22 protein-coding genes are annotated in these 22,387 nt (G+C 34.8%); 18 read left to right on the top strand and 4 right to left on the bottom strand.

From position 1 onward, the window contains the following. Positions 1 to 171 precede the first annotated feature (171 nt). From J2X17_RS10880 to J2X17_RS10895, 4 genes are all read left to right on the top strand, one after another. Complete coding sequence (locus J2X17_RS10880) at positions 172 to 582, top strand: organic hydroperoxide resistance protein (protein ID WP_310297607.1); 411 nt, start codon at positions 172 to 174, stop codon at positions 580 to 582. A gap of 74 nt (positions 583 to 656) precedes the next feature. Continuing rightward, positions 657 to 1,430, top strand: a complete 774-nt coding sequence (locus J2X17_RS10885) for a DUF1223 domain-containing protein (protein ID WP_310297610.1) — start codon at positions 657 to 659, stop codon at positions 1,428 to 1,430. A 270-nt stretch (positions 1,431 to 1,700) separates the two neighbouring features. After that, positions 1,701 to 2,717, top strand: a complete 1,017-nt coding sequence (locus tag J2X17_RS10890; protein ID WP_310297613.1) for a sensor histidine kinase — start codon at positions 1,701 to 1,703, stop codon at positions 2,715 to 2,717. Next, positions 2,698 to 3,465 (top strand): LytR/AlgR family response regulator transcription factor, encoded by a 768-nt coding sequence (locus J2X17_RS10895; RefSeq protein ID WP_310297615.1) that lies wholly within the window; start codon positions 2,698 to 2,700, stop codon positions 3,463 to 3,465. The genes J2X17_RS10890 and J2X17_RS10895 overlap by 20 nt, the downstream gene beginning before the upstream one ends. Positions 3,466 to 3,638: 173 nt before the next feature. Here J2X17_RS10895 and J2X17_RS10900 read toward each other — a convergent pair whose 3' ends face one another. The 4 genes from J2X17_RS10900 to J2X17_RS10915 all read right to left on the bottom strand — a co-directional run bounded on the left by J2X17_RS10900 (position 3,639) and on the right by J2X17_RS10915 (position 7,786). After that, on the bottom strand, positions 3,639 to 4,454 hold the full coding sequence (locus J2X17_RS10900; RefSeq protein WP_310297617.1) for an AraC family transcriptional regulator: 816 nt from the start codon (positions 4,452 to 4,454) through the stop codon (positions 3,639 to 3,641). Between the two features lie 64 nt (positions 4,455 to 4,518). Then, positions 4,519 to 5,406, bottom strand: coding sequence for an oxidoreductase (locus J2X17_RS10905; RefSeq protein WP_310297620.1), 888 nt, complete (start codon positions 5,404 to 5,406; stop codon positions 4,519 to 4,521). Between the two features lie 195 nt (positions 5,407 to 5,601). Further along, positions 5,602 to 7,191, bottom strand: coding sequence for a ribosomal protection-like ABC-F family protein (gene abc-f, locus J2X17_RS10910; RefSeq protein ID WP_310297623.1), 1,590 nt, complete (start codon positions 7,189 to 7,191; stop codon positions 5,602 to 5,604). A 196-nt stretch (positions 7,192 to 7,387) separates the two neighbouring features. Beyond that, positions 7,388 to 7,786, bottom strand: coding sequence for a DoxX family protein (locus tag J2X17_RS10915; protein WP_310297627.1), 399 nt, complete (start codon positions 7,784 to 7,786; stop codon positions 7,388 to 7,390). A gap of 162 nt (positions 7,787 to 7,948) precedes the next feature. On the opposite strand from J2X17_RS10915, the gene J2X17_RS10920 reads away from it, so the two are divergent. From J2X17_RS10920 to J2X17_RS10985, 14 genes are all read left to right on the top strand, one after another. Then, complete coding sequence (locus J2X17_RS10920) at positions 7,949 to 8,521, top strand: Crp/Fnr family transcriptional regulator (RefSeq protein ID WP_310297630.1); 573 nt, start codon at positions 7,949 to 7,951, stop codon at positions 8,519 to 8,521. 288 nt (positions 8,522 to 8,809) lie between these two features. Next, positions 8,810 to 9,364 (top strand): YceI family protein, encoded by a 555-nt coding sequence (locus tag J2X17_RS10925; RefSeq protein WP_310297632.1) that lies wholly within the window; start codon positions 8,810 to 8,812, stop codon positions 9,362 to 9,364. A 4-nt stretch (positions 9,365 to 9,368) separates the two neighbouring features. Next, entirely contained in the window at positions 9,369 to 9,587 is a 219-nt protein-coding gene (locus tag J2X17_RS10930) for a tautomerase family protein (protein ID WP_310297635.1), read from the top strand. 6 nt (positions 9,588 to 9,593) lie between these two features. After that, complete coding sequence (locus J2X17_RS10935) at positions 9,594 to 10,328, top strand: SDR family NAD(P)-dependent oxidoreductase (protein ID WP_310297638.1); 735 nt, start codon at positions 9,594 to 9,596, stop codon at positions 10,326 to 10,328. A gap of 69 nt (positions 10,329 to 10,397) precedes the next feature. Beyond that, on the top strand, positions 10,398 to 11,156 hold the full coding sequence (locus tag J2X17_RS10940; protein ID WP_310297641.1) for a type 1 glutamine amidotransferase domain-containing protein: 759 nt from the start codon (positions 10,398 to 10,400) through the stop codon (positions 11,154 to 11,156). A 150-nt stretch (positions 11,157 to 11,306) separates the two neighbouring features. Next, positions 11,307 to 11,789 (top strand): nuclear transport factor 2 family protein, encoded by a 483-nt coding sequence (locus tag J2X17_RS10945; protein WP_310297644.1) that lies wholly within the window; start codon positions 11,307 to 11,309, stop codon positions 11,787 to 11,789. 18 nt (positions 11,790 to 11,807) lie between these two features. Beyond that, positions 11,808 to 12,893: an NAD(P)H-dependent flavin oxidoreductase gene (locus J2X17_RS10950; protein ID WP_310297645.1), complete on the top strand. Its 1,086-nt coding sequence runs from the start codon at positions 11,808 to 11,810 to the stop codon at positions 12,891 to 12,893. 85 nt (positions 12,894 to 12,978) lie between these two features. Beyond that, a complete protein-coding gene (locus tag J2X17_RS10955; RefSeq protein ID WP_310297647.1) occupies positions 12,979 to 13,560 on the top strand; it encodes a TetR/AcrR family transcriptional regulator in 582 nt (193 codons plus the stop codon). 62 nt (positions 13,561 to 13,622) lie between these two features. Then, positions 13,623 to 14,834, top strand: coding sequence for an MFS transporter (locus J2X17_RS10960; RefSeq protein WP_310297650.1), 1,212 nt, complete (start codon positions 13,623 to 13,625; stop codon positions 14,832 to 14,834). 370 nt (positions 14,835 to 15,204) lie between these two features. Continuing rightward, positions 15,205 to 15,360: a hypothetical protein gene (locus J2X17_RS10965; RefSeq protein WP_310297653.1), complete on the top strand. Its 156-nt coding sequence runs from the start codon at positions 15,205 to 15,207 to the stop codon at positions 15,358 to 15,360. A gap of 67 nt (positions 15,361 to 15,427) precedes the next feature. Further along, the gene (locus J2X17_RS10970; RefSeq protein WP_310297655.1) at positions 15,428 to 15,940 is read left to right on the top strand and encodes a PRC-barrel domain-containing protein; all 513 of its coding nucleotides are present in this window, start codon (positions 15,428 to 15,430) and stop codon (positions 15,938 to 15,940) included. Between the two features lie 597 nt (positions 15,941 to 16,537). Then, complete coding sequence (locus J2X17_RS10975; RefSeq protein ID WP_310297658.1) at positions 16,538 to 19,726, top strand: SusC/RagA family TonB-linked outer membrane protein; 3,189 nt, start codon at positions 16,538 to 16,540, stop codon at positions 19,724 to 19,726. A 12-nt stretch (positions 19,727 to 19,738) separates the two neighbouring features. Continuing rightward, positions 19,739 to 21,163: a SusD/RagB family nutrient-binding outer membrane lipoprotein gene (locus J2X17_RS10980; RefSeq protein WP_310297661.1), complete on the top strand. Its 1,425-nt coding sequence runs from the start codon at positions 19,739 to 19,741 to the stop codon at positions 21,161 to 21,163. A gap of 298 nt (positions 21,164 to 21,461) precedes the next feature. Next, complete coding sequence (locus J2X17_RS10985; RefSeq protein WP_310297664.1) at positions 21,462 to 22,250, top strand: SDR family NAD(P)-dependent oxidoreductase; 789 nt, start codon at positions 21,462 to 21,464, stop codon at positions 22,248 to 22,250. Positions 22,251 to 22,387: the final 137 nt, after the last annotated feature.

Raw genomic sequence — 22,387 nt, forward strand, 5'->3', positions numbered from 1 at the left:
AGAGTAAAGAGTAAAGAGTAAAGAGTAAAGAGTAAAGAGTAAAGAGTAAAGAGTAAAGAGTAAAGAGTAAAGAGTAAAGAGTAAAGAGTAAAGAGCTGAGATAAACATCGCATTTCACATTTTACAACTCACATTTCACAATTAATAATTAATAATTCACAATTAAAAGTCATGGAAACAAAAATCTTATACACAGGAAAAACACACACTACAGGTGGCCGCGAAGGAGCGTCTCAAAGTTCAGATAATCAATTGAATATTAAATTGAGTTCTCCGGGATCTTCACGTCCGGGTACAAATCCGGAACAGCTTTTTGCAGCAGGATGGTCGGCTTGTTTTATTGGCGCAATGGGAATTGCCGCTTCAAAACTAAATATTAAGCTTCCAACTGATACTGCTGTAGACGCAGAAGTTGATTTAGCTGTAACAGATGGAGCTTATTCTTTGCAGGCAAGATTGAATATAAATCTTCCAGGCATAGATCCTGAAACAGCAAGAAAACTTGCCGATGAAGCGCATCAGACTTGTCCTTATTCTAAAGCAACAAGAGGAAATATTAATGTTGAAATTAATATTCTTTAAGTAGATATCGATGTTAAATGTTAGCAGTGATTGAACTTCTAACATTTAACATTTAACTTCTAGCCTAATAAAAAATGAAAAAGATAAAAGTAATACACGTTTTTTTTGTGGGATTAATGCTGATGACAATGACTTCGTTCAGTCAGACTAATTCAAATACTAATACGCACAAAGGTTTTGCTCTTTTAGAATTGTACACTTCTGAAGGCTGCTCAAGCTGTCCGCCGGCTGACGAATTAATGGGAAAAATTCAAAACGAATATAAAGATCGCGAGCTGTACGTCTTGTCATATCATGTTGATTATTGGGATAAGCAAGGCTGGAAAGATATTTTTAGCAAAGCAGATTACACCAAACGACAATATGATTATGCTAAATTTATGGAGAAAGATCCCATCTATACGCCACAACTAATTATCAATGGAAAAATTGATTATATTGGATCTGAGGAAACTGCTGTTCGAAACGGAATCAAATCAGCACTTTCAAAAACTGCTGTAACCGAATTATCTTTAGAGGCCACTCAACAAAATACTAAGTTGAATTTGAATTATAACGTCAGCAAAGCGACACAAAATAATCGCCTGCTTATAGCTGTGGTTCAAAAGTCGGCTAAAAGCAATGTGAAAAGGGGAGAGAATGCACATCGCATTTTATCACATTATCAAATTGTACGCAGTTTGTCAAATTTTGCTTTAAGTGGAAATTTAAAAGGAACGGCTTCAGTAGCTCTTCCAAAAGATTTTAATTCGAAAGATTATGAAATAATCGGATTTGTTCAAGACAAAAACAACGGAAGTATTTTGGCTGTAACAAAAGCTGTTTTACAACAATCTCCTGTTTTATGAAAATGCTTTTCCTAAGCTTAAATTGTTGTACAAAAACGGCAAAAGCAAAACGTATCAATAGCATCAAGCGTAATGAAAACGATCTTACTATAAAAGAAAATATAATGCAGTTAATGCAGGATAACAAGGCACTTTGGCTTTAAATTTAATTTCGGAAGTTTACCAAATCGGGATAAAAATATTTTGTTCCGATTTTTTTCCATCAATAAAAAATGCTTTCAAAATATCCTATCTTTGACAAAGCGAGATCTAAAAACACCTAAAAAAATTATGGAAAAAGTAAAAAGCTTTCACGTTTCCCGAAAGGTGATTTGGGGAAGTTCTATAGCATTGGCGATTCTTGCTTCGATACCAAAATTATTTGATGCCGCTTCGACTCCCGGAGATATTGTCATCAATTCTTCGATCACTTTGATGTTCTCTGTTTTTATTTGGTATTACAATATTTACAGCCTGCCTAAATTTTCATCCCAACGCACTAATAAAAGCTTATTCAACTGGAAACTTTTACTGAGTGTTGTACTCGGAATTCTAATTATGGTAATCCTGGTAATTGGGCATCAGGAACTTTTTCAGATCTCTAAAATGGATGCGCCGATCATGTTTGAATTGCGTGGTGTCTTAATCAATTTGATCGTGTATATGTTTCTACATTTGCTTTTTCAAAATTATCAGACACAGCAAATGGGAGTGGAATTAGAGCGTACACACGCCATAAACCTGGGCGCACAATATGAACTATTGAAACAACAGGTCAATCCGCATTTTTTGTTTAACAGTCTGAATACATTGAAATCAATGGTAGAAATTCAGGATCCTCATAGTGCCGATTTTATTCTGAAATTATCTGATTTTTATCGTTTTACCTTAGAAAGCAGAAAAATGGATTTGATACCGTTAAGTGAAGAACTTCAGATTTTGGATTCGTATGTTTATCTGCTCAAAGCCCGTTTTGAAGAAGGATTTGTTTTGATAAATGAAGTTGATAAAAAACAATACGATTCGGCCATTCCGCCATTTACTTTGCAATTATTAATAGAAAACTGCATTAAGCACAATGTGGTTTCTTTAGATAAACCGTTACAGATTAAATTATATTCTGAAAATGATTTTTTAGTTATTGAAAATCCAATACAGTTAAAAAGAGGCGTATTGTCAACTGGAGTTGGTTTGGATAATATCAATCAGCGTTTTATGCATTTGATTCATAAAGAAATTGAAATTGACAAAACGGAAAATACTTTTAAAGTAAAAATACCACTGATTTATGACTATAATAGTAATTGAAGATGAAATAAAAACGGCCAAAGCACTTGGCCAGCTAATTTTGAGTATCAGACCTGATACTCAAATTTTGTCGTATATACAAAGCATAGACGGAGCGGTTAGTTATCTGTTAGAAAATGATCAGCCCGATCTAATTTTTATGGATATTCAACTCGCAGATGGTTTGTGTTTTGAGATTTTTAAAAATGTAGAAGTTGTATCGCCTGTAATATTTTGTACCGCTTTTGATGATTATGCAATTGAAGCATTTAAATCAAACGGAATCGATTATGTATTAAAACCGTTCTCAAGAGAAAGTATTGCTCAGGCTATTAAAAAAGCAGCCGAACTCAAGAATTTCTTTCAAAGAAATAAAAAAATGATGCCAGATTTTGATTATTTATTGACAAGAACTGGTGAAAATAAAGGAAAGAGCAGTTTTTTGGTTTTTAAAAATAACAAGTACCAAACGGTTTTAACCGAGAACATAGCATTATTTTGCATTAAAAATGAAACCCCGACAATTATTACTTTTGATAAGGCCGAATATCAAATTACACAATCTTTGGATGAGGTTCATAAGCTTTTATCACCAACACAATTCTTTAGAATCAACAGGCAATATTTAATTAATTTCTCTGCAATAAGAGAAGCTGAACATTATTTCTCCCGTAAATTGATATTGAAATTAACCATTCCAACAGAAGAAAAATTATTAGTTGGAAAAGAAAAAGCTACAGCGTTTTTGAGCTGGTTGGAAAATAGGTAAGGTTTTAGTTTTTTTTTGTTTCAGGTTTCAAGTTTCAGGTTTCTGAGTTGGACAGCTGAGTGACCACACAGAAATAAGCGCAATATTGTCATCCTGAGGAATGAAGGATCACACAAGAAGCTCGACATGGATTGGTAACTTGAAACCTGAAACAAAGAAAACCTGAAACAAAACTAAAGAATTTTTGAAGGCGATAATCCGTATTGTTTCTTAAAGGCAAATGAAAAATGCGAGAGATCTTCAAAACCCACTTCAAGGTAAACTTCAGAGGGTGTTTTTCCTTTTTCTTTTATAAGATAATAAGCTTGTTGTAATCTTTTTTGAAGCAGCCATCGGCTTGGCGAAAGTTTAAAAATACGTTGAAAATCACGTTTAAAAGTGGCTAAACTGCGACCAGTGAGATATGCAAAACGTTCTAATTGCACATTAAAATGAAAATTCTTTTTCATAAAAGCTTCCAGATCAATTTTTCCGGGTTCAGTAAAATCAAATAAAATGTCTTTGAGTTCCGGTTTGCATTGCAATAAAATATTGATGGCTTCATGTACTTTTAAAACCTGAAGTTCCTCTGTAATTAATTGATCTTCGTTGATATAAGGAATCAATGAATCCATTAAACTTTTAAGTAACGGACCTTCTTTTAACTGAAAAATAGTTTCCGTTTCCGGGCTTTTAATTAAACTGATTTTCTGATTGTGTTTTATCGAGAAATCACGCAGCGTTTCCTGATTCAGGTAAATTGAAATGGACTGAAAAGCGGTATTAGGATCGGGGTGTTTATTGAATTTTATAAGCTGATTTCTTTTGATAAATCGAAAATCTCCAGGCTTGAAAACATATTCACGATTACCATTGTTTAAAGTAAGTACTCCCGAAATCTGAAAACTTAAAACATGTTCTGCAGCAAATTGCTCGCCTTCCCGATTCTGGCTGTAGTAGCAGGAATAAGCAATTGGTGATGTCTTTTGATTTATTTTGGAATCGTTCATATCACAAATTTATAAAAAAATGGACAGTAAAACGGATTACTGCCCACTATAAGATACCTTTAAATTATTGTTTTTTAGCATTATTGGTATACCATTTTCCTTGTGCTGTATCAAAAAAACTTCCAGCATCATCATGGTCTGTTGATATACTAACATCGATCCATTTTTCCATTTCTTCTGTTCGGCTTTGATCAGCATTTTTTAAGATACCAATTGCTTCACTTCCTAAAACCAAGTGTACGGGCGGGTTGGGGTGAGAAGCTAAATCTACCATCACTTTGGCTGCTTTTTCAGGATCTCCAACTGCAACGAATTTTCCTCCCTTGAAAAAATCAGTACGTTGTTTTACCATTTCGTAGCCTTCTATTTCAGCAGCATACGACATAGAAGCTCCGGCCCAATCCGTACGGAAACCGCCTGGTTCAACACTGGTTACAAATATTCCCAATGGAGCAACCTCTTTAGCCAAAGCTTCAGTAAATCCGCTTAAACCAAATTTTGCCGCCTGATACATTGTTAGACCTGGATTACCAACACGTCCGCCGATAGAACTGATTTGTAAAATCCTTCCTGAACCTTGTTTGCGCATATAAGGCAATACGGCACGGGTAATTTCGATTGGGGCATATAAATTAGTTTCTAACTGGCTGCGTACTTGTTCATTTGTATAAGCCTCTGCAGCACCAATAATCCCGAATCCGGCATTGTTTACCAGCACGTCAATTCTTCCAAAATGTTCCGTTGCCGTTTTAACCGCGGTATACACTTGTTCGTAGTTGTTTACATCTAATGCTAACGGAAAAATTTGATCTTTAAAACGGTCTTTCAAATCATTTAACTGATTGATATCGCGAGCTGTTGCTACAACTTTATCACCACTTTCTAAAACTGCTTCTGTAAGATTACGTCCTAATCCTCTTGAGCTTCCTGTAATAAACCATATTTTGTTCATTGTAATTGTATTTAATTGTTCAATACAAAATTACATCAGAAGCAATGCTTGTTACTTTGCTGAAAAGCTCAAATTTATTTGTCAAAAAGCTCAAAAAAAATACGTTACGGAAAATTAATGGCAATACATGACCACACGAGAATGTCGGTTCGGACTTTTAATCAAATCAAATCAAATCAAATCAAATCAAATGATTTAACTTAAACTAATTGTACTATTTATATTAATTTGTTTTAAGAAAAATTCGTCGTGAGAAATTACAATTAAAGTTCCCTGATATTCGTTAACGGCAGCTGTTAATATCTCGATATTCTGAATATCAAGATTGTTGGTTGGCTCGTCTAAAATAATAAAATCGGGTGCTTCATTGGCTATTGTTAAACCGCAAAGCATTAGCCGCATTCTTTCGCCACCGCTTAAATATTGACAGGGTTTGTCCCAATCTGATTTTGTAAAAAGAAATCGGTTTAGCCTCATCTTAATATCATGTTCTTCTAAACCTGCACTATTGTTTCGCTGTGCCTGTTCATAAACAGTCAGGTTATTATTGATTAAGGAATAATCCTGATCAATGTAAACGCTATTACAGTCTGTAATTTTTAAAGTACCTGATTCTGGTTTTATCTCTTTTAATATAAGTTTTATCAGAGTTGTTTTTCCGGAACCGTTATTTCCTTTTACGGCAATTCTCTGGCCGCTTAAAATCTGAAAGTTTAGATTATTCTTCCAAATTGACTCTTCATTATAACTGTAATTAAGAGATTCGGCGGTTACAATAATTTTGCCTTTATGCAATGTCGAATGATCTAGCCCAAATTTCATCTTGTCAACACTTGGAATTCCGTCACGCAATTCCCGTAATTCCTGCGAGATTCCGCCAGTTTTTTCAGCATGAGCACTTTTGGCTTTTGAAGTGCTGTTTTCAGCATTGTTGCGCAAAGTATTCATCATAATTCTGGCAACACCCGCTTTTTCTTGTTTCTTTTTACCTTTTGCATCAGATTTTTGTTGTCTTTCTAAAGTTTCCCGCTGCTTTTCTTTGGCTTTCTGAAGTGCCTTTTCTTTGGAACGAATATCTTGTACGAGCGCATTTTTTTCTATAGTCTTTTGCTCGACATAAAAATCATAATTACCACCGTAAGATTTAATTCCGTTTGACTTTAATTCGCAGGTCGCATCAAGTAAATTGAGTAATGCCCTGTCGTGGCTAACGATTAACATTGTATTTGCTGTCGTTTTTATAAATTGATATAATAACTCGCGACCCTGAATGTCCAAATGATTACTCGGTTCATCAAGCAAAATAAGTTTTGGCTGATGAATCATAATTCCAGCAAGGAATACTTTTGTTTTTTCACCTCCGCTTAAGGATTCTAATTTTTGATTGAGTTCAAATTTGTTTAATTGCCAGTATTTTAAAGCTTCGGCACAGCGTTCTTCAAGGGTCCAGTCGTCATTAAGCAGGTTCAGGTTTTTTTCCGTTACATTGCCTTCAAGAATTTCCTGTAAGGCATTGATTTTTTGATCAATCTGCAAAGCTTCTGCAATCGTTAAATGATTGTATTGCCCAAAAATCTGGGGAATATAATACGGCTCAGCGTCTGTTTCTACTATTCCGCCTGACGGAAATAATTTTTTTGCTATAATTTTTAATAAGGTCGATTTTCCAGAACCATTATTGCCCACTAAAGCGATTTTAGTGTTATTGTTTACCGTCAGACTAATGTTGCTGAACAGCAATTCTCTATTCGAATGTGTGTATGAAATGTTTTTTAGAATAAGCATAATCTCTTTCTTAAGCATTAATAAATCAGCAAACCGTTGAGCGGTTTACTATCTCTATATCTGAAAGAAATTATTTATTCACATTTGTGGAGGTCTTTATTTTGAAAGTGCAAATATAAGAATGTTTTCAATAGCATCAAAAATGCCTAAGAAATGATCTTAGGCATTTTACAACTTTATATGAATTAATAAAAAATTAGTAAACTGCTATATTTTGAGTATAACTGGCTAAATATAATTTACGAAACATGAAATAAGTTACACTCACCATTATAAAAGCAATAATGGCATCAGTTGTTGCAGAAAAGCCTATGACCGCTAATTTTGAAAAGAAAGCGAAAGTGATGTCGAAGAAAACACCCGCAAATACCCATTCTTTCAATCGTAATAATTTATTCGGAATTAATAAGGTAATTACACCGCCCACTTTAAATACGCCCAATAAATAAATGAAATGTTCGGGATAACCAAGTTGTTGTGTAATCGTCCAAACAATTGGATTTGTTGTAAGTTCGAAAAAGCCACTAGCTCCAAACCATAATGAAGTTAAAATAATACCTGTCCAATAAATAATTTTTGTTGTTTTTGCATTCATGATTTTAAATTTTTAAGTTGTTAAACAGGACAAATTTCTAACAGAACCATCTAATAAATTAATACATTTTTGTCGAAACGGACAATTTTAGCTTTCAAATAGACAAACAATAAGTTCAACAGATTTTATAACTTTGCAAAAAAGATTTATTCAGATTTTATAATGGAAGCCAAAGAACTATTACAACAACATATTGCGAAAATTGCTTCTATAAAAGAAGAAGATTTTGATTATGTATTTTCTCATTTTAAACCGATGTCTTTTAAAAAAGGGCAAGCCATTCTTAGTGAAGGGGATAAAGTAGATTGTGAGTACTTTGTAATTTCAGGCTGTTTGAAAGCTTTTTTTATTAATGATGAAATAAAAATGTACATATTACAGTTTGCCATGCCAACCTGGTGGACGTCGGATTATGCCGCTTTATACAATCAGACGCCTGCAACAATAAGTGTTGATTGTATTACAGATGCAGAAGTGCTTTGCCTTTCTAGTGAAGACCGCGAAAAACTTTGTAGTGAATTCCATCAGTTAGAACACTTTTTCCGTTGGAGAACGAATAGAGGTTACATAGCTTCTCAAAAAAGACTTTTATCCTTTATGAATAACAATGTCAAAAAAAGGTATGAGGAACTATTGGCATTGTATCCTCAATTATACAATCTTGTCCCAAAACATTTAATTGCCGCTTATTTAGGTGTTTCAAGAGAAACTCTAAGCCGATTGCATAGCTCGTAAAAGAAATTGTGATTTTATGTAGATAAAAATTTCACGCAGATTTTGCAGATTTAAGCAGATTTAAAAAGATTTTTTTTAAACATTAGCACATTAATAATCTGCGCTAATCTGCCTAAATCTTTTTAAATCTGCGTGAAATAAAAAGACAACGTATATAAAAACTTAAATCTGCGTGAAAAAATAATTATAATTCCCTGATTTAACCCCAAAATCAGAATGTGATCTACATCACGTAACCAATTTTCATAACCGCCGTTCCTTTGTATTGTACTTTTAAATACAATAAAAATGGAAACAACAAATTTTAAAATCGTAAGCTCAAACAGCAACGTAGAATGGACTGGTAGAAAAGTTACCGGTGCTCATAGTGGTACAATTGGTATCAAAGAAGGTAATTTCATCTTAAATGATGGAAAAATACAACAAGGCAATGTTATCATCAACACAGCTTCAATTAAAATTCTCGATGTAACAGATCCGGCAACAAATGCGCAATTCGCAGGTCATCTTGCCTCTGATGATTTCTTCTCAATCGAAAAATTTCCTACTGCCTCTTTTGATATTCTTACTGCGAGAGAGGTATCAGACAGCACTTATTATCTTGAAGGTAATCTTACCATAAAAGATATTACTCACGTTGTTGGTTTTGAAGCAACGGTTAAAAACAATAGAAATAACATTTCCCTTTCAGGTAAATTGTTAGTTGATCGTACTAAATATGACATCAAATTCCGTTCAGGTAATTTCTTCAAAGATTTAGGAGACACTTTAATCTACAATGACTTTGAACTTGATTTTAATATCACAGCCGAAGCCATATTTTCAGAACAATCTCAAAACTAAAGCCATGCCTTACGTAAAAATCGAATTGACCCGCGAAGGAGTAACCCGCGAGCAAAAACAGGAATTAATCAGTGGTATAACTAATTTGATTACAGAAGTATTAAACAAAGATCCGCACTTAACTCATATTGTGATTCAGGAAATAGATTTAGACGATTGGGGTTATGCAGGAGAACAAGTATCAGTATTAAGAGAAAAAGGCATAACTGCCGATAGAAAATAAAAAATCATGAAAAAACAAACAATAATCGTAACAGGTGCAGCATCTGGTATCGGAAAAGGAATCGCTAAATATTTTTTAGACAGAGGCGATAATGTAGTAATCAATTCAGTAACTCCGGCTTCATTAGAAAGCGCTTACAACGAATTTGGCGCAGGAGATAATCTGGCAATGTACGCCGGAGATATCAGCGATAAAAATACTGGTGAACAATTAGTGAAAATCGCAATCGAAAAATTTGGTTCTGTTGATGTATTGGTAAACAACGCCGGAATCTTTGACAGTAAACCATTTTTGGAAGTGGATGAATCTTATCTGGATAAATTTTTGACAACAAACTTTAAAGGAACATATTTTACTACTCAGGCAGCTGTTTCTCAAATGTTGAAACAAAAAGATGGTGTCGTAATTAATATCGGAACACCATTGGTAAATCATGGATTAGGCGGATGGCCAGCTTCTGCACCGGTTGCAAGCAAAGGTGCAATTCATGCCTTGACAGTTCAGTTAGCAGCTGAATTTGGAAAACGTAACATTCGTTTTAATACGGTTGCGCCAGGAGTTATCAGAACGCCGATGCATGGCGATAAAGCAGATCAGAGTGCGGGTCTTCATTTATTGAACAGAGTAGGAGAAATTGAAGACGTTGCTGAAATGGTATACGTTGTTGCAAAAAGCACTTTCATTACCGGATCAATTATCAATGTTGATGGTGGTAAAGCTGCAGGTCATAATTTAAATTAATTAAAAAAATAATAACTGCTTCAATGCTTTGTAGCGATATAAAGTGTTGAAGCATAAATAATAAGAAAAATGAAAAATAGTATTAAATCAGTATTTATTGCTCTTTTTGCAATAAGTAGTCTTGCGGTTACTGCGCAGGAAAACAAAAAAACAAAAGTATTGTTTGTTTTGACTTCTCACAATAAATTAGGAGACACCGGAGAATTAACCGGTTCGTGGATTGAAGAATTTGCAACGCCTTATTTTTATTTTTTAGATAAAGGAATTGAAGTAGTAATTGCTACTCCAAATGGCGGACAGGCTCCAATTGATCCAAAAAGTAATGATCCGTCATTTCAAACTCCGGCAACTAAACGTTTTTATGCAGATAAAAATGCACAAAATGCATTGGCAAGTACAGTAAAAATTACTAGTGTTAAACAAAAGGATTTTAAAGCAGTTTTCTATCCTGGAGGTCACGGTCCAATGTGGGATTTGGCTACTGATAAAAATTCGATTCAACTTATTCAGGATTTTTACAATAATAGCAAACCAATCGCTTTTGTATGTCACGCACCAGCGGCTTTGGTAAATGTTAAAGACAAAAGCGGAAAATATCTGATTGCCGGAAAAAAAGTAACGGGTTTTACTAACACTGAAGAAGCAGCTGTAGGATTAACCAAAGTGGTTCCGTTTTTATTAGAAGATAAATTAAAAGAAAGAGGAGGTAAATATTCTCAGGGTTCTGATTGGGGTTCTTATGTAGTAGAAGATGGCTTATTATTGACAGGTCAAAATCCGCAATCTTCTGAAGAAGTAGCAACTAAATTATTGTCAAAAATAAAATAAGTAATGATTTGGTATGGTTTGAAAAACAGCTGTACCAAATCTTTTTTATCGTTTAAATAGTTTTATTATGAGATTGAATAGTGATGTAGATCACGTAGTCTTCTCGTGTTTCCTTTTGAAATTTGTAGTGTAATTATAAACTTTAAAATCATGGAATTACAAAAATCAAAATTGACAGTATCAAAAGTAATTTTATTAATCGCTTTTATATTCCTTAATGTACAGGGAATGAAAGCACAAAATAATAACACAATGGAAAATCATAATTTAGACACAGCAGCTATTACAGATGCAATAGAAAATTATTATTTTAAAGGCATTTATGAAGGAGATGTAATGTTATTAGGAAGCATTTTTTATCCCGGAACACTAGTTTATGGAGATGTAAACGGACAGCCGTATTTTAAAACAGCAGAGCTTTATTTAGATGGGGTAAAGAACAGACAAAGTCCGAAAGATGCAGGCAAACCTTTTAAGGGTGAAATCCTGAATATAAAAGTGGTAAACTCGATTGCGATGGCAGAGATTAATGTAAAAATGTACGAGTTTAATTATCGGGATTTTTTATCTTTCCATAAGATTAATGGCAAATGGTATATTGTCAATAAAATGCTGACTAATATAAGTGAATAACTTTAAAAAAGTAAAGTCATGTGGTACAATACAAAAGCAACAGAATTACTTGGAATTCAATATCCAATATTACAAGGACCGTTTGGAGGTAACTTATCCTCCGTAGCCTTGACTGCAGCGGTTTCAAACGCAGGCGGACTTGGCGGCTACGGTGCCTATACAATGACGCCTCAGGAAATTTTTGAGGTTGACAAACAAATAAAAGCAGCAACTGACAAACCCTATAATCTTAATCTTTGGGTTTCTGATCATGATATTACTGATAATGGCTTAACAGATGAGCAGTTTAATAAAGCTAAAGCCTTGTTTAAACCTTATTTTGATGAAGTCGGAATTCCATTACCGGAGAAACCAGCATCTTTTCAATCCAGGTTTGAAAATCAACTGGATGTGATTTTAGATGTTCGTCCAAAAGTATTTAGTTTTATGTTTGGTGCATTACCGACTGATGTTTTAGAACAAACCCGAAAATTAGGAATTGTAACAGTAGGGGCTGCAACAACATTAGACGAAGCTATTTTTTTGGAAAATTCAGGTGTTGATATGATTATTGCTTCAGGTTTTGAGGCTGGCGGACATCGGCCTTCTTTTTTAGCATCGGCAGAATCGTCGGTTACAGGAACTTTTGTTTTATTACAATTGATCAGGGAAAAAGTAAAAATTCCGGTTATTGCAGCCGGCGGAATTGCTAACGGCAAAGGTGTTGCAGCGGCATTAGCTCTAGGGGCAAGTGCAGCCCAAATAGGAACTGCTTTTTTAGCTGTCGATGAATCGAATGCATTACCAATTCATAAACAAATGTTGTTTTCTGATGCAGCAAAATATTCTACTTTGTCGCGCGCCTATACAGGAAGATTGGGTCGTGGAATAACCAGTAGAATTGCAAAGGAAATTATTGGGGAAGAAGCGAGTATTTTGCCATTCCCATTGCAAACAACTTTTATGTCACCCTTGCGTAAAGCAGCTCTTGATCAGGAAAAGTGGGATATGATTTTATTTTGGGGAGGACAAATTGCACCCATTTTAAAACACACTAAAGCAGACATATTAATGCATTCTTTAATAGAAGAAACATCAGCATATTTTGATGGTTTAAAGGTCTGATAATTAGTTCTTTTTAAATTATAGTTAAAAACATTTTGAAATAAAGACCGTTCGGTCTATATTTGTAGCGTAGCATTTGGAAATTATGAGTAAAGCAGAACGAACCAGGCAATTTATAATTGAAGCGTCGGCACCACTTATTAATAAGAAAGGTATGGCGGGTACTTCATTAAGTGATATTATGGAGGCTACAAAGTTGGCTAAAGGTGGGATCTACGGTAATTTTGAGAATAAAGAGGAAATATGTATAGAATCTTTTTTATATCTGAGAGCACAATTAGCCTCAAAATTAGATTTAGCAGTTTCTAAAGGTAAATCTGCCAGGGAAAAACTCTTTAATTTGTTGGATGTTTATGGCAATGGCAATGCTATGATAGAAGGCTGTCCGATTTTGAATTTCGGGACAGAGGCGGACGACACAAATCCGTTCATGAGAGAACAGGTAAAAAAAGCAATTCTTTCTTCTCAGAGAAGACTTTCAAACATAATTGAAGATGGCATTCAGAATAAGGAATTGTCACAAGAGATAAATTCGGAACATTTTAGTATCAACACTTTTGCAATTATTGAAGGTGGTATTTTGTGCCGAAAAGTTTTAGGGAATGATGACCAAATGAATATTATTCTAAACAGTATCAAAAATGATTTTGAAAGATATGTATTATAACATATTTTTTTTAAATAATTTAAGACCGATTGGTCTTTTTTAATAATAATAAATTTTACAAAATGAGAAATTTACAAGAAAACCATAAAGGTTTCAGCACTCTGTTAGCTCTGGCACTTATACCGTTATCCGGATTTGCAACAGATATTTATTTGCCATCACTTCCTGCCATGGCAAAAGATTTAAATGTTTCGGCGGGGGCAATTCAGCTTTCGTTAGTCTTTTTTATGTTTAGTTTGGGTGTAAGTCAGATTTTTATAGGCAGTATTTTGGATAGTTTCGGACGTTTTAAAATCAGTATTGCCTCATTGGCTGTCTTTTCAGTAACGAGTTTCATTATTGCTTTGGTACCCAATATTTATGTTATCTATGCGATGCGTATCATTCAGGGAATTGCAATTGCCTTTATTGTAGTTTCAAAACGTGCTTACTTTGTCGATCTGTATTCGGGTGATAAATTAAAAAGTTATATCAGTTTATTTTCTATCATATGGGCCTGCGCACCTATTATGGCGCCGTTTTTAGGAGGCTATCTGCAAAGTTTGTTTGGCTGGAGATCTAATTTTTATTTCCTTGGCGGATTATCATTACTTTTTTTGGTCTTGGAACTTTTATACAGTGGCGAATCGTTAAAGCATTTTCATCCCTTTAAATTAAAATCTATTGCAGAAACTTACTCAGGTATGCTAAAAACGGCTGATTTTACATTAGGAATCATAATTTTAGGTATTTGTTTTGGGTTGGTAGTAATTTATAATCTGGTTAGCCCTTTTATTATAGAACGTTTATTTGGGTATTCAGCTGTTACAACTGGTTACAGTTCTTTGCTATCCGGCCTATCTGTTATGACGGGTGGTATTATTGCCAAATCGCTTATTCACAAACCATTGGCAAAGAAAGTGTCAATTGCAGTTTCAGCACAACTTGCGTTAGTATTACTAATGATTTTTACAGCGCAATTTGAAAGTAATATTTATACTGTAATTGGTTTTACAATGGGACTTAATGTCTGTGGAGGCTTTATATTTAATATTATTTATGGCTATTGCCTGAGCCGTTTTTCAAAAAATGCCGGTATTGCAAGCGGACTTACCGGAGGTGCTACTTATATGGTAAGCTCTGTATTTAGCTATGGGTTTGTTAACTTATATGCTGTTAAAAGTCAATTATTGCTTGGAGCAGCAAACCTGTCTTTGATTTTAATTATTGGTTTGATTTTTATTCTTTTTAATAAATACAGATTACGTCATGTATTTTCGTATTCAGCGGTATGACGACTTCCAATGCAGCTTGCAAAACATATTAAAAGACCTTATTCATTATAAAATAAAAACCTCCAAAGTCATTTGATCTTGGAGGTTTCCTAATTTTTTAATATTGAATTTTATCAGTATTTAATGTTAATACTAATAATATCTGAAGTCATATTAGTTGTACTTGTGTAATGACCGTAACGCAGTTCAAATGTATTCCAGTGTTTAAGCCCAAACACTCCATTAAGAGGGGTGAATTTCATACCATTATGTGCTTTTAAGCTGGGAATTGTATAACATTCTGCTGAAATTAAATACTTCTTAGCATATCCTCATTTGTATCTTTAGTACTATTTTAAAACTATTTTATAATCAAAAAAAATAATAAGTTATGGCAGAAATTAAAATCGAGAAAAAGAAGCCTATATGGCCGTGGATTGCGGCAGTGCTGATAATCGGAGCAATTATATACTACATCTTTGCAATGGATCATGAAGTTCAAAATGATAGCAGCACAGAAATAGAAAACAGTACGAGTGCACAATAGGACACCGTTTCCAGCACTTATTTGCGGAAGAATAAACAGTATATAATATTATTTATAAAAAAAAATTATGGAAAATAAAAACAAAAACTTATACAGACTTGACGAACTATCTAATTATAAAATTGCTTCAAATTATTCTGATGTAAGAGGATGGAAGATCGTAGACGCTGATAACCATACAATAGGTAAAATTGATAATTTGTGGGTTAATAAAGATATGCAGCGCGTGGTCTATCTGGATGTGAAATTAGATAAAGGATTATTAGAGGATAGCCATAATGAAGTTCGTGACGTCATTGCTAACGACAGTGGAAAAGAGTTTATTTATAAAGAAGGGGACAGTCACATTATAATCCCAATTGGATCTGTCAATATTAACAAAGACACAAAAATTGTTATGGCTAACAGTATAGGATATGATACTTTTAGAAACACAAGCAGATATAACAGGCAAAATGATTTTGACAGAAATTATGAAAGAAGGGTAATGAATTCCTATTATCCTGAAAATGGACCTGGCTCTGGCTATGATAGTGATGATGACGCTTTTTACAACCGCAGGGAATTTGACAACCACTAATCTATATTTTATAAAAAAAGGTTAAAGATCAAACGTTTAATATGTTTGGTCTTTTTTTTTGCTTTAAGATTAGCAGAAATTGAGCTTTTTTTGAGCTAATCTTTTGTACTAAAAAAAAATAAAAAATATTCAAAAAAGAGTAAGTGTTTTATAATATAAATTTCTGTTTTAGCTTATTAATTTGGGAAAATTCCTATTTAAGGTAAAAAAAGGCATTTTTATTAATCCTCTTGTTTTTAGAGGATTAAATTTTCCGCTTAATTTATTTAACAATTTTTTTTCAAAAAAAATTATTAAAATTTTTGATTTAATATTTTTAACATACCTTTGTTCTATCGGATAGGTAGAGTTTAAAGAATTATCTTCGATTCGAACGATTTCAAATTTTCGGGTTGGATTTTGCCCGAACCAATTCAAATAATAGTAATCCCAAATAAAAGAGAAAATGAAAAAACGAATGTGTTGCAGATAAAAAAAAAACCATTTCTGTTCCAGCAGAAATGGTGAAGCTTAAAGAAATTGTACATCTCTATAAGGAAAGCGAGAGGGGAGTAATCCGTTCTTGGCTTGCCTTATTTATTAAACCAAAACAAAGTAATGAAAAAAAAATTAAATAGATATGCATGGATATGCATTTTGTTGATTTCCATAGGGATAAAAGCTCAAGAAACAAAACCGCTGATTCAGTCCAGACTTGACGGAACAGTAGTGGATGCTATTACAAAACAACCGATTATTGGTGCATCAATAAATATCAAAGGTACTACGCACGGGGTTGTAACTGATTTCGACGGGAAATTTTATTTTCAGACAGGGCAAAAGCTTCCTTATACTCTAATCGTAAGTTATTTGGGATATAAGAAAACGGAAATTGTAGCTACTGAAAATTCAATTGTAATTAATCTTACTGAAGAACAGAATGTGTTGTCAGAAGTTGTTGTTACCGCATTAGGAATTTCAAAAGAAAAGAAATCGTTAGGGTATACTACCCAGTCCGTTAAAGGCAAGGATTTAGAGAATACGAAAGAAACGAATTTTTTAAATAGCCTTACCGGTAAATTGGCAGGGGTGCGTATCACCAATTCGCAGGGGGATATGGGATCTTCGCGTATTGTTATTCGTGGGGAAACATCTATTGCAGGAAATAACCAGCCATTATTTGTGGTAGACGGAGTTCCGGTAGATAACTCACAGTTAAACTACGGTGGAGCTACTCGCGATTTCAAAAATGCGATTGCCGATTTGAATCCGCATGATATTGAAACTATAACTGTCCTGAAAGGCCCTAACGCGGCTGCACTTTACGGATCGCGTGCTGCGCATGGTGTTGTTCTTATCACTACAAAATCAGGAAAAGGTCAGCAGGGATTAGGTATAAGCGTTAACTCAGGTATAACGATCTCGAAAGTTACTACATTACCTGATTTTCAAAATTCATTTGGACAAGGATCAAACGGAAAGTTTAGCTATGTAGATGGTAAAGGAGGCGGAATTAATGATGGTGTTGATGAGAGCTGGGGACCAAAATTAGACGGTCGTCTTATTCCGCAATTTTATTCAAATGGTGTGGCAGTACCTTTTGTGGCACATCCTGATAATGTGAAGGATTTCTTCAACACCGGTCTTACTTTTGACAATAGTATTTCGGTGGCCAAATCCGATGATAAATCAGATTTTCGCGTAGGCGCAAATAATCAAAAGCAATTAGGAACTGTACCTAATAGTGAAGTAAATAAATCAAACTTTACTATTAGTACTAATTACCAAATATCTAAAAATATAAAAATAGGTGTAAACGCCAACTATATTGTTACAAATGCTCCGGCACTTCCGGGTGGCCCAGGAGGTAACCGTGCTGCCGGCGTAATGCTTCAGTTTCTTTGGTTCGGACGTCAGGTAGATATCAATCAGCTTGATAATGATTGGAATACAAACTGGAATAACAGCTATTACAGCAATCCGTATTGGAATGCTTATTATAATACGACCAGCCAACAGCGTAACCGTTTAATTGGAGATATTCATTTGGATGCAAAGATTATCGACGGACTTAATTTTAGATTCCGCACTGGCGTCGACTACTATAATGACCGAAGAAAATATACAATTAAGTATGGTACAAACGGAACTCCTTACGGATCGTATGCTGAAGATGCTTATACTGTAGACGAAAGAAACACTGAGGGTATTTTTCAATATACCAAAAAACTGAACGATGATTTTAGTCTGGATGCTCTTGCCGGTTTCAACGTGCGTAACCACAGTGATGCAAACAATTATCAAAAAGCACCACGTTTGGCTGTGCCTGATCTATATACATTGACAAATTCAAGAGACCCGTTAACTTCATCCAATTCATTCTCAAAATTGAGAGTATATAGTGCATATGCTTCGGCACAGTTAGGGTATAAAAATTATGCATTTTTAAATGTAACTGCCCGTAATGACTGGTCATCGACATTGCCAAGCAGTAACCGCTCTTATTTCTATCCTTCTGTTAGTGGTAGTTTGGTATTATCTGATGCCTTAAAACTAAAAAGCAATACGTTAGACTTTTTAAAGCTGCGTGGAGGTTGGTCAGAAGTAGGAAATGATGCAGATCCGTATCAATTGTCTACGGTTTATAACTTCCAGACTGCATTTGACGGAAATCCGATTCAAACCTCTTCGCAGAAGAAACTGAACGAGAACCTGAAACCTGAAACTACCCGTTCGACCGAACTTGGTTTAGAATCTTCTTTCTGGAAAAACAGACTTCATTTTGATCTTGCTTATTATAATACCAATAGTTTTGACCAGATCCTGGAGATAAAAACTACTGCTTCGAGTGGTTATAATTCACAATTAATCAATGCGGGTAAAATAAACAACCATGGTATTGAAATTCAATTGGATGGAACCCCTATCCAAAATCAAAACTTCAAATGGAATGTGGGTGTAAACTACGCAAAGAATATCAGCAAAGTAGAGGTTTTAGATTATGAGGGACTGATTAAAAACTACACAATTGGTTCTTCGGGAGGTGTTGATGTATTGGCATCAGTAGGACAAGCTTATGGCGCACTTTATGGTACAGCTTATCAGCGTGACGCAAGTGGAAATATAGTGGTAGGTGCAAACGGATTGCCGAAAGCGGATCCGGAAAAGAAAGTATTAGGACATTATACCCCAGATTATTTAGCGGGTCTTACAAACACATTGACTTATAAAAATCTTGAGCTTTCATTTCTTATTGATGCTAGTGTAGGTGGGCAACTTTTTTCAGGAACAAACAGAACGGGTAATTATACAGGTGTATTAGAGCAGACTCTTCCAGGTCGTGACGCTGCCAACGGCGGACTAAGTTATTACTATCCTGGGAACAATACTGCCAATACAAAAACACTTGTAACAGGTGGAACCCCTCCAAATGGAGTTGCAGTATATGATGATGGAGTTATTTTTGATGGAGTATATGCTGACGGAACTCCTAATACTCAGGTATTGAGTGCACAGGAATATTACAAAGCGTCTTACAATATTAGCGAAGCTTATATTTACAGCTCAACTTTTGTAAAACTAAGAGAGGTAAAACTAACTTACAATTTCAATAAAAAACTAATCAAAAAGCTTGGATTGGATGGAGCAAGTGTAACTGCGGCAAGTCGTAACTTGTTATTTATTTACAAAGACGTCCCAAATATCGATCCTGAATCAGCTTTCAATACCGGAAATGCACAAGGGTTGGAGAGTTTAGCCTTGCCAACTACCAGAAATTTCACCCTTAATGTTAACCTAAAATTTTAAAAACACGGAATCATGCTGAAAAAACTATCATACATAATTCTATTTGCAGTGGCACTGACCTCATGCAATGACACTCTGGATGAAATTAACAAAAATCCAAATGCAACTGAAACCCCATTGGCACCCTACCTTTTAACAGGAACATTAAAGCAGGGAGCTGACTTATATTGGGGTGCTGATAATAATTTTAACTCGTCATTGTTGTTTGTGCAGCATTGGGCTAAAATTCAATATACTGAACCGGACAGATACGATGTCTCTAACACTTCTTTCACTTCTTTGTGGAATACAGGCTATGCAACGCTGATTACGGATTTGAACACGATTCTGAATTTCCCGGATTCACAGGCAAATTCAAATTATAAAGGTATTGCATTGACCTTGCGTTCATGGACATTTTTATTGTTGACAGACGCTTACGGAAATATTCCATATAAAGAAGCAGGTTTAAAAGTTACGCCAGCCTATAATACGCAAAAGGAAGTATACACAGGATTGCTTGAAGATTTAAAACAAGCTCAGTCATTGTTAAGTCCGGCAAATGGCGCTGTAACTGGTGATTTGGCATATAAGGGCGATATTGTGAAATGGAAAAAACTGGTAAATTCGCTTCGTTTGCGTATCGCATTGAGAATTTCAGCGAAAGAACCTGCTTTAGCGAAGCAGGCAGCTATTGATGCAACAACAGATCCTGCAGGAGTGATTAGCAACAATAGTGAAATTTTTAAGTTTGTGTACACCACTTCACCTCAGCAAAATCCCGCATCAGCCTGGTTCGAAACCCGTGATGATTTCCGTATTTCGAAGACGATGGTAGATAAATTATACGAGTTTTCAGATCCACGTTTACCAATTTATGCTCAGCTGCCATCAGATGCAAGCGTAGGTAAATACGTTGGAGGTGCGAATGGATTATCAAATAGTGATGCTAATAGTCAGGGTTTTGCCAAGACATCAAAACCGGGTACTTATTTCCTGACCTCAGCATCGCCAGCTGTAATTGTTTCTTATTCTGAGGTGCTTTTCAATCTTTCAGAAGCGGTTGCCCGCGGTTATATTCCCGGAGATGCTGAACAACTGTATAAAAGTGCAATTACGGCTTCGTTCAATCAATTTGGTATTACCGATGCTGCCGTTATTTCTAATTATCTTAATCAGGCAACTGTGAAGTATGATGCAGCGAATTATGCCAAATCGATAGGTACGCAAAAATGGATTGCATTCTACGGACAAGGTCTTGATGCTTTTGTGGAATGGAGAAGACTTGACTATCCCGTATTGAAGGCTGGTCCTGCAACTGTTTTGGACGGACAAATTCCTTCGCGTTTCTTCTATCCAGGTACAGAGCAGTCGTTGAATGGGGCAAGTTATCAAGCCGCAATAACCGCTCAGGGAAAAGACTTGCTTACTACAAAACTATGGTTTGATGCCAATTAAACCGAATTCCGAATTAAAAAGAAACAAAAAAGCTAAATCGAAAGATTTAGCTTTTTTATGTCGTTAATTACCACAACAGTAAATATAAAATTAAGGCGCCGAGCGTAAAAACATTATGTGTTCTCCTTAGCGTTTATTCATTAGTAATATCCATTTCAATTTGATTTTTCAATCGATTTGATACTATCGATGACGTTTACGTTTTGTAAGAGACAGGTTGAATCACCAAAAGTTTTGATAATTGCTTTTACCCTGGGTTTGCTCATTAATCTTTATATTTGATTATTAAATTACTAAAATGAGCGAAAAAACTAAACCGTATGCCTTAATAACTGGCGCCAGCAAAGGCATAGGAAAATCTATTGCTTATGAATTGGCCAAACAAGGTTATCCACTATTGCTTGTTGCAAGAAGTGAAGCCGAATTAAAAGTACTAGCTGATGATCTTAAAGTTAAATACGGCATCAATGTTGCTTTTTTATCGATTGATCTTTCGATAAATGGTGCATCATTAAAAGTAACCGATTGGATAAAAACGAATAACTATCCAGTTGGCTTTTTAGTTAACAATGCGGGTTATGGTGTGTGGGGCGATTTTAGTCAGTCTTCTTTAGCCGATCAGCTTGGCATGATGCAACTTAACATGAATGTAGTGGTAGAACTTTCACATTTATTAGTGCCTGTACTTTCACAAGAAAAACAAGCCTACATTTTAAATATATCGAGTACTGCTGCCTATCAGGCTGTACCTACGCTGGCTGTTTATTCAGCTACAAAGGCTTTTGTTTTATCGTTTACCCGTGCGTTGCGTTTCGAACTTGCTGAAACTTCAATTGCAGTAACCTGTTTTAGTCCTGGTCCGGTAGATACTGGTTTTGCTGCAAGAGCAGGTGTAAACCCTTTAAACAAAATGGCTGAAAAGTTTAATATGCAACCTGATGAAGTGGCAAAAATCGCAGTAAAAGCGATGTTTAACAAAAAATCAGAAGTTATTCCGGGTTTTACAAATATCATTTCAGTCTATGCCAACCGTATACTGCCAAAGGCATTTATAGAAAAAACTGCAGCGGGGATTTATAAAATTTAATTTTTTCAAAAAAAATAAAAAAAAATTCTTTGTAAATGAGAAAATATATTATATTTGTGTAAATGTCTACTAATTCTATAGAGTATGTCTAATAACAAAAAAAATAAGTTTAAATTTTCTAAAGATCGAATGTACAA

This window comes from Flavobacterium aquidurense (genome assembly GCF_031458035.1).
Taxonomy (GTDB): domain Bacteria; phylum Bacteroidota; class Bacteroidia; order Flavobacteriales; family Flavobacteriaceae; genus Flavobacterium; species Flavobacterium aquidurense_C.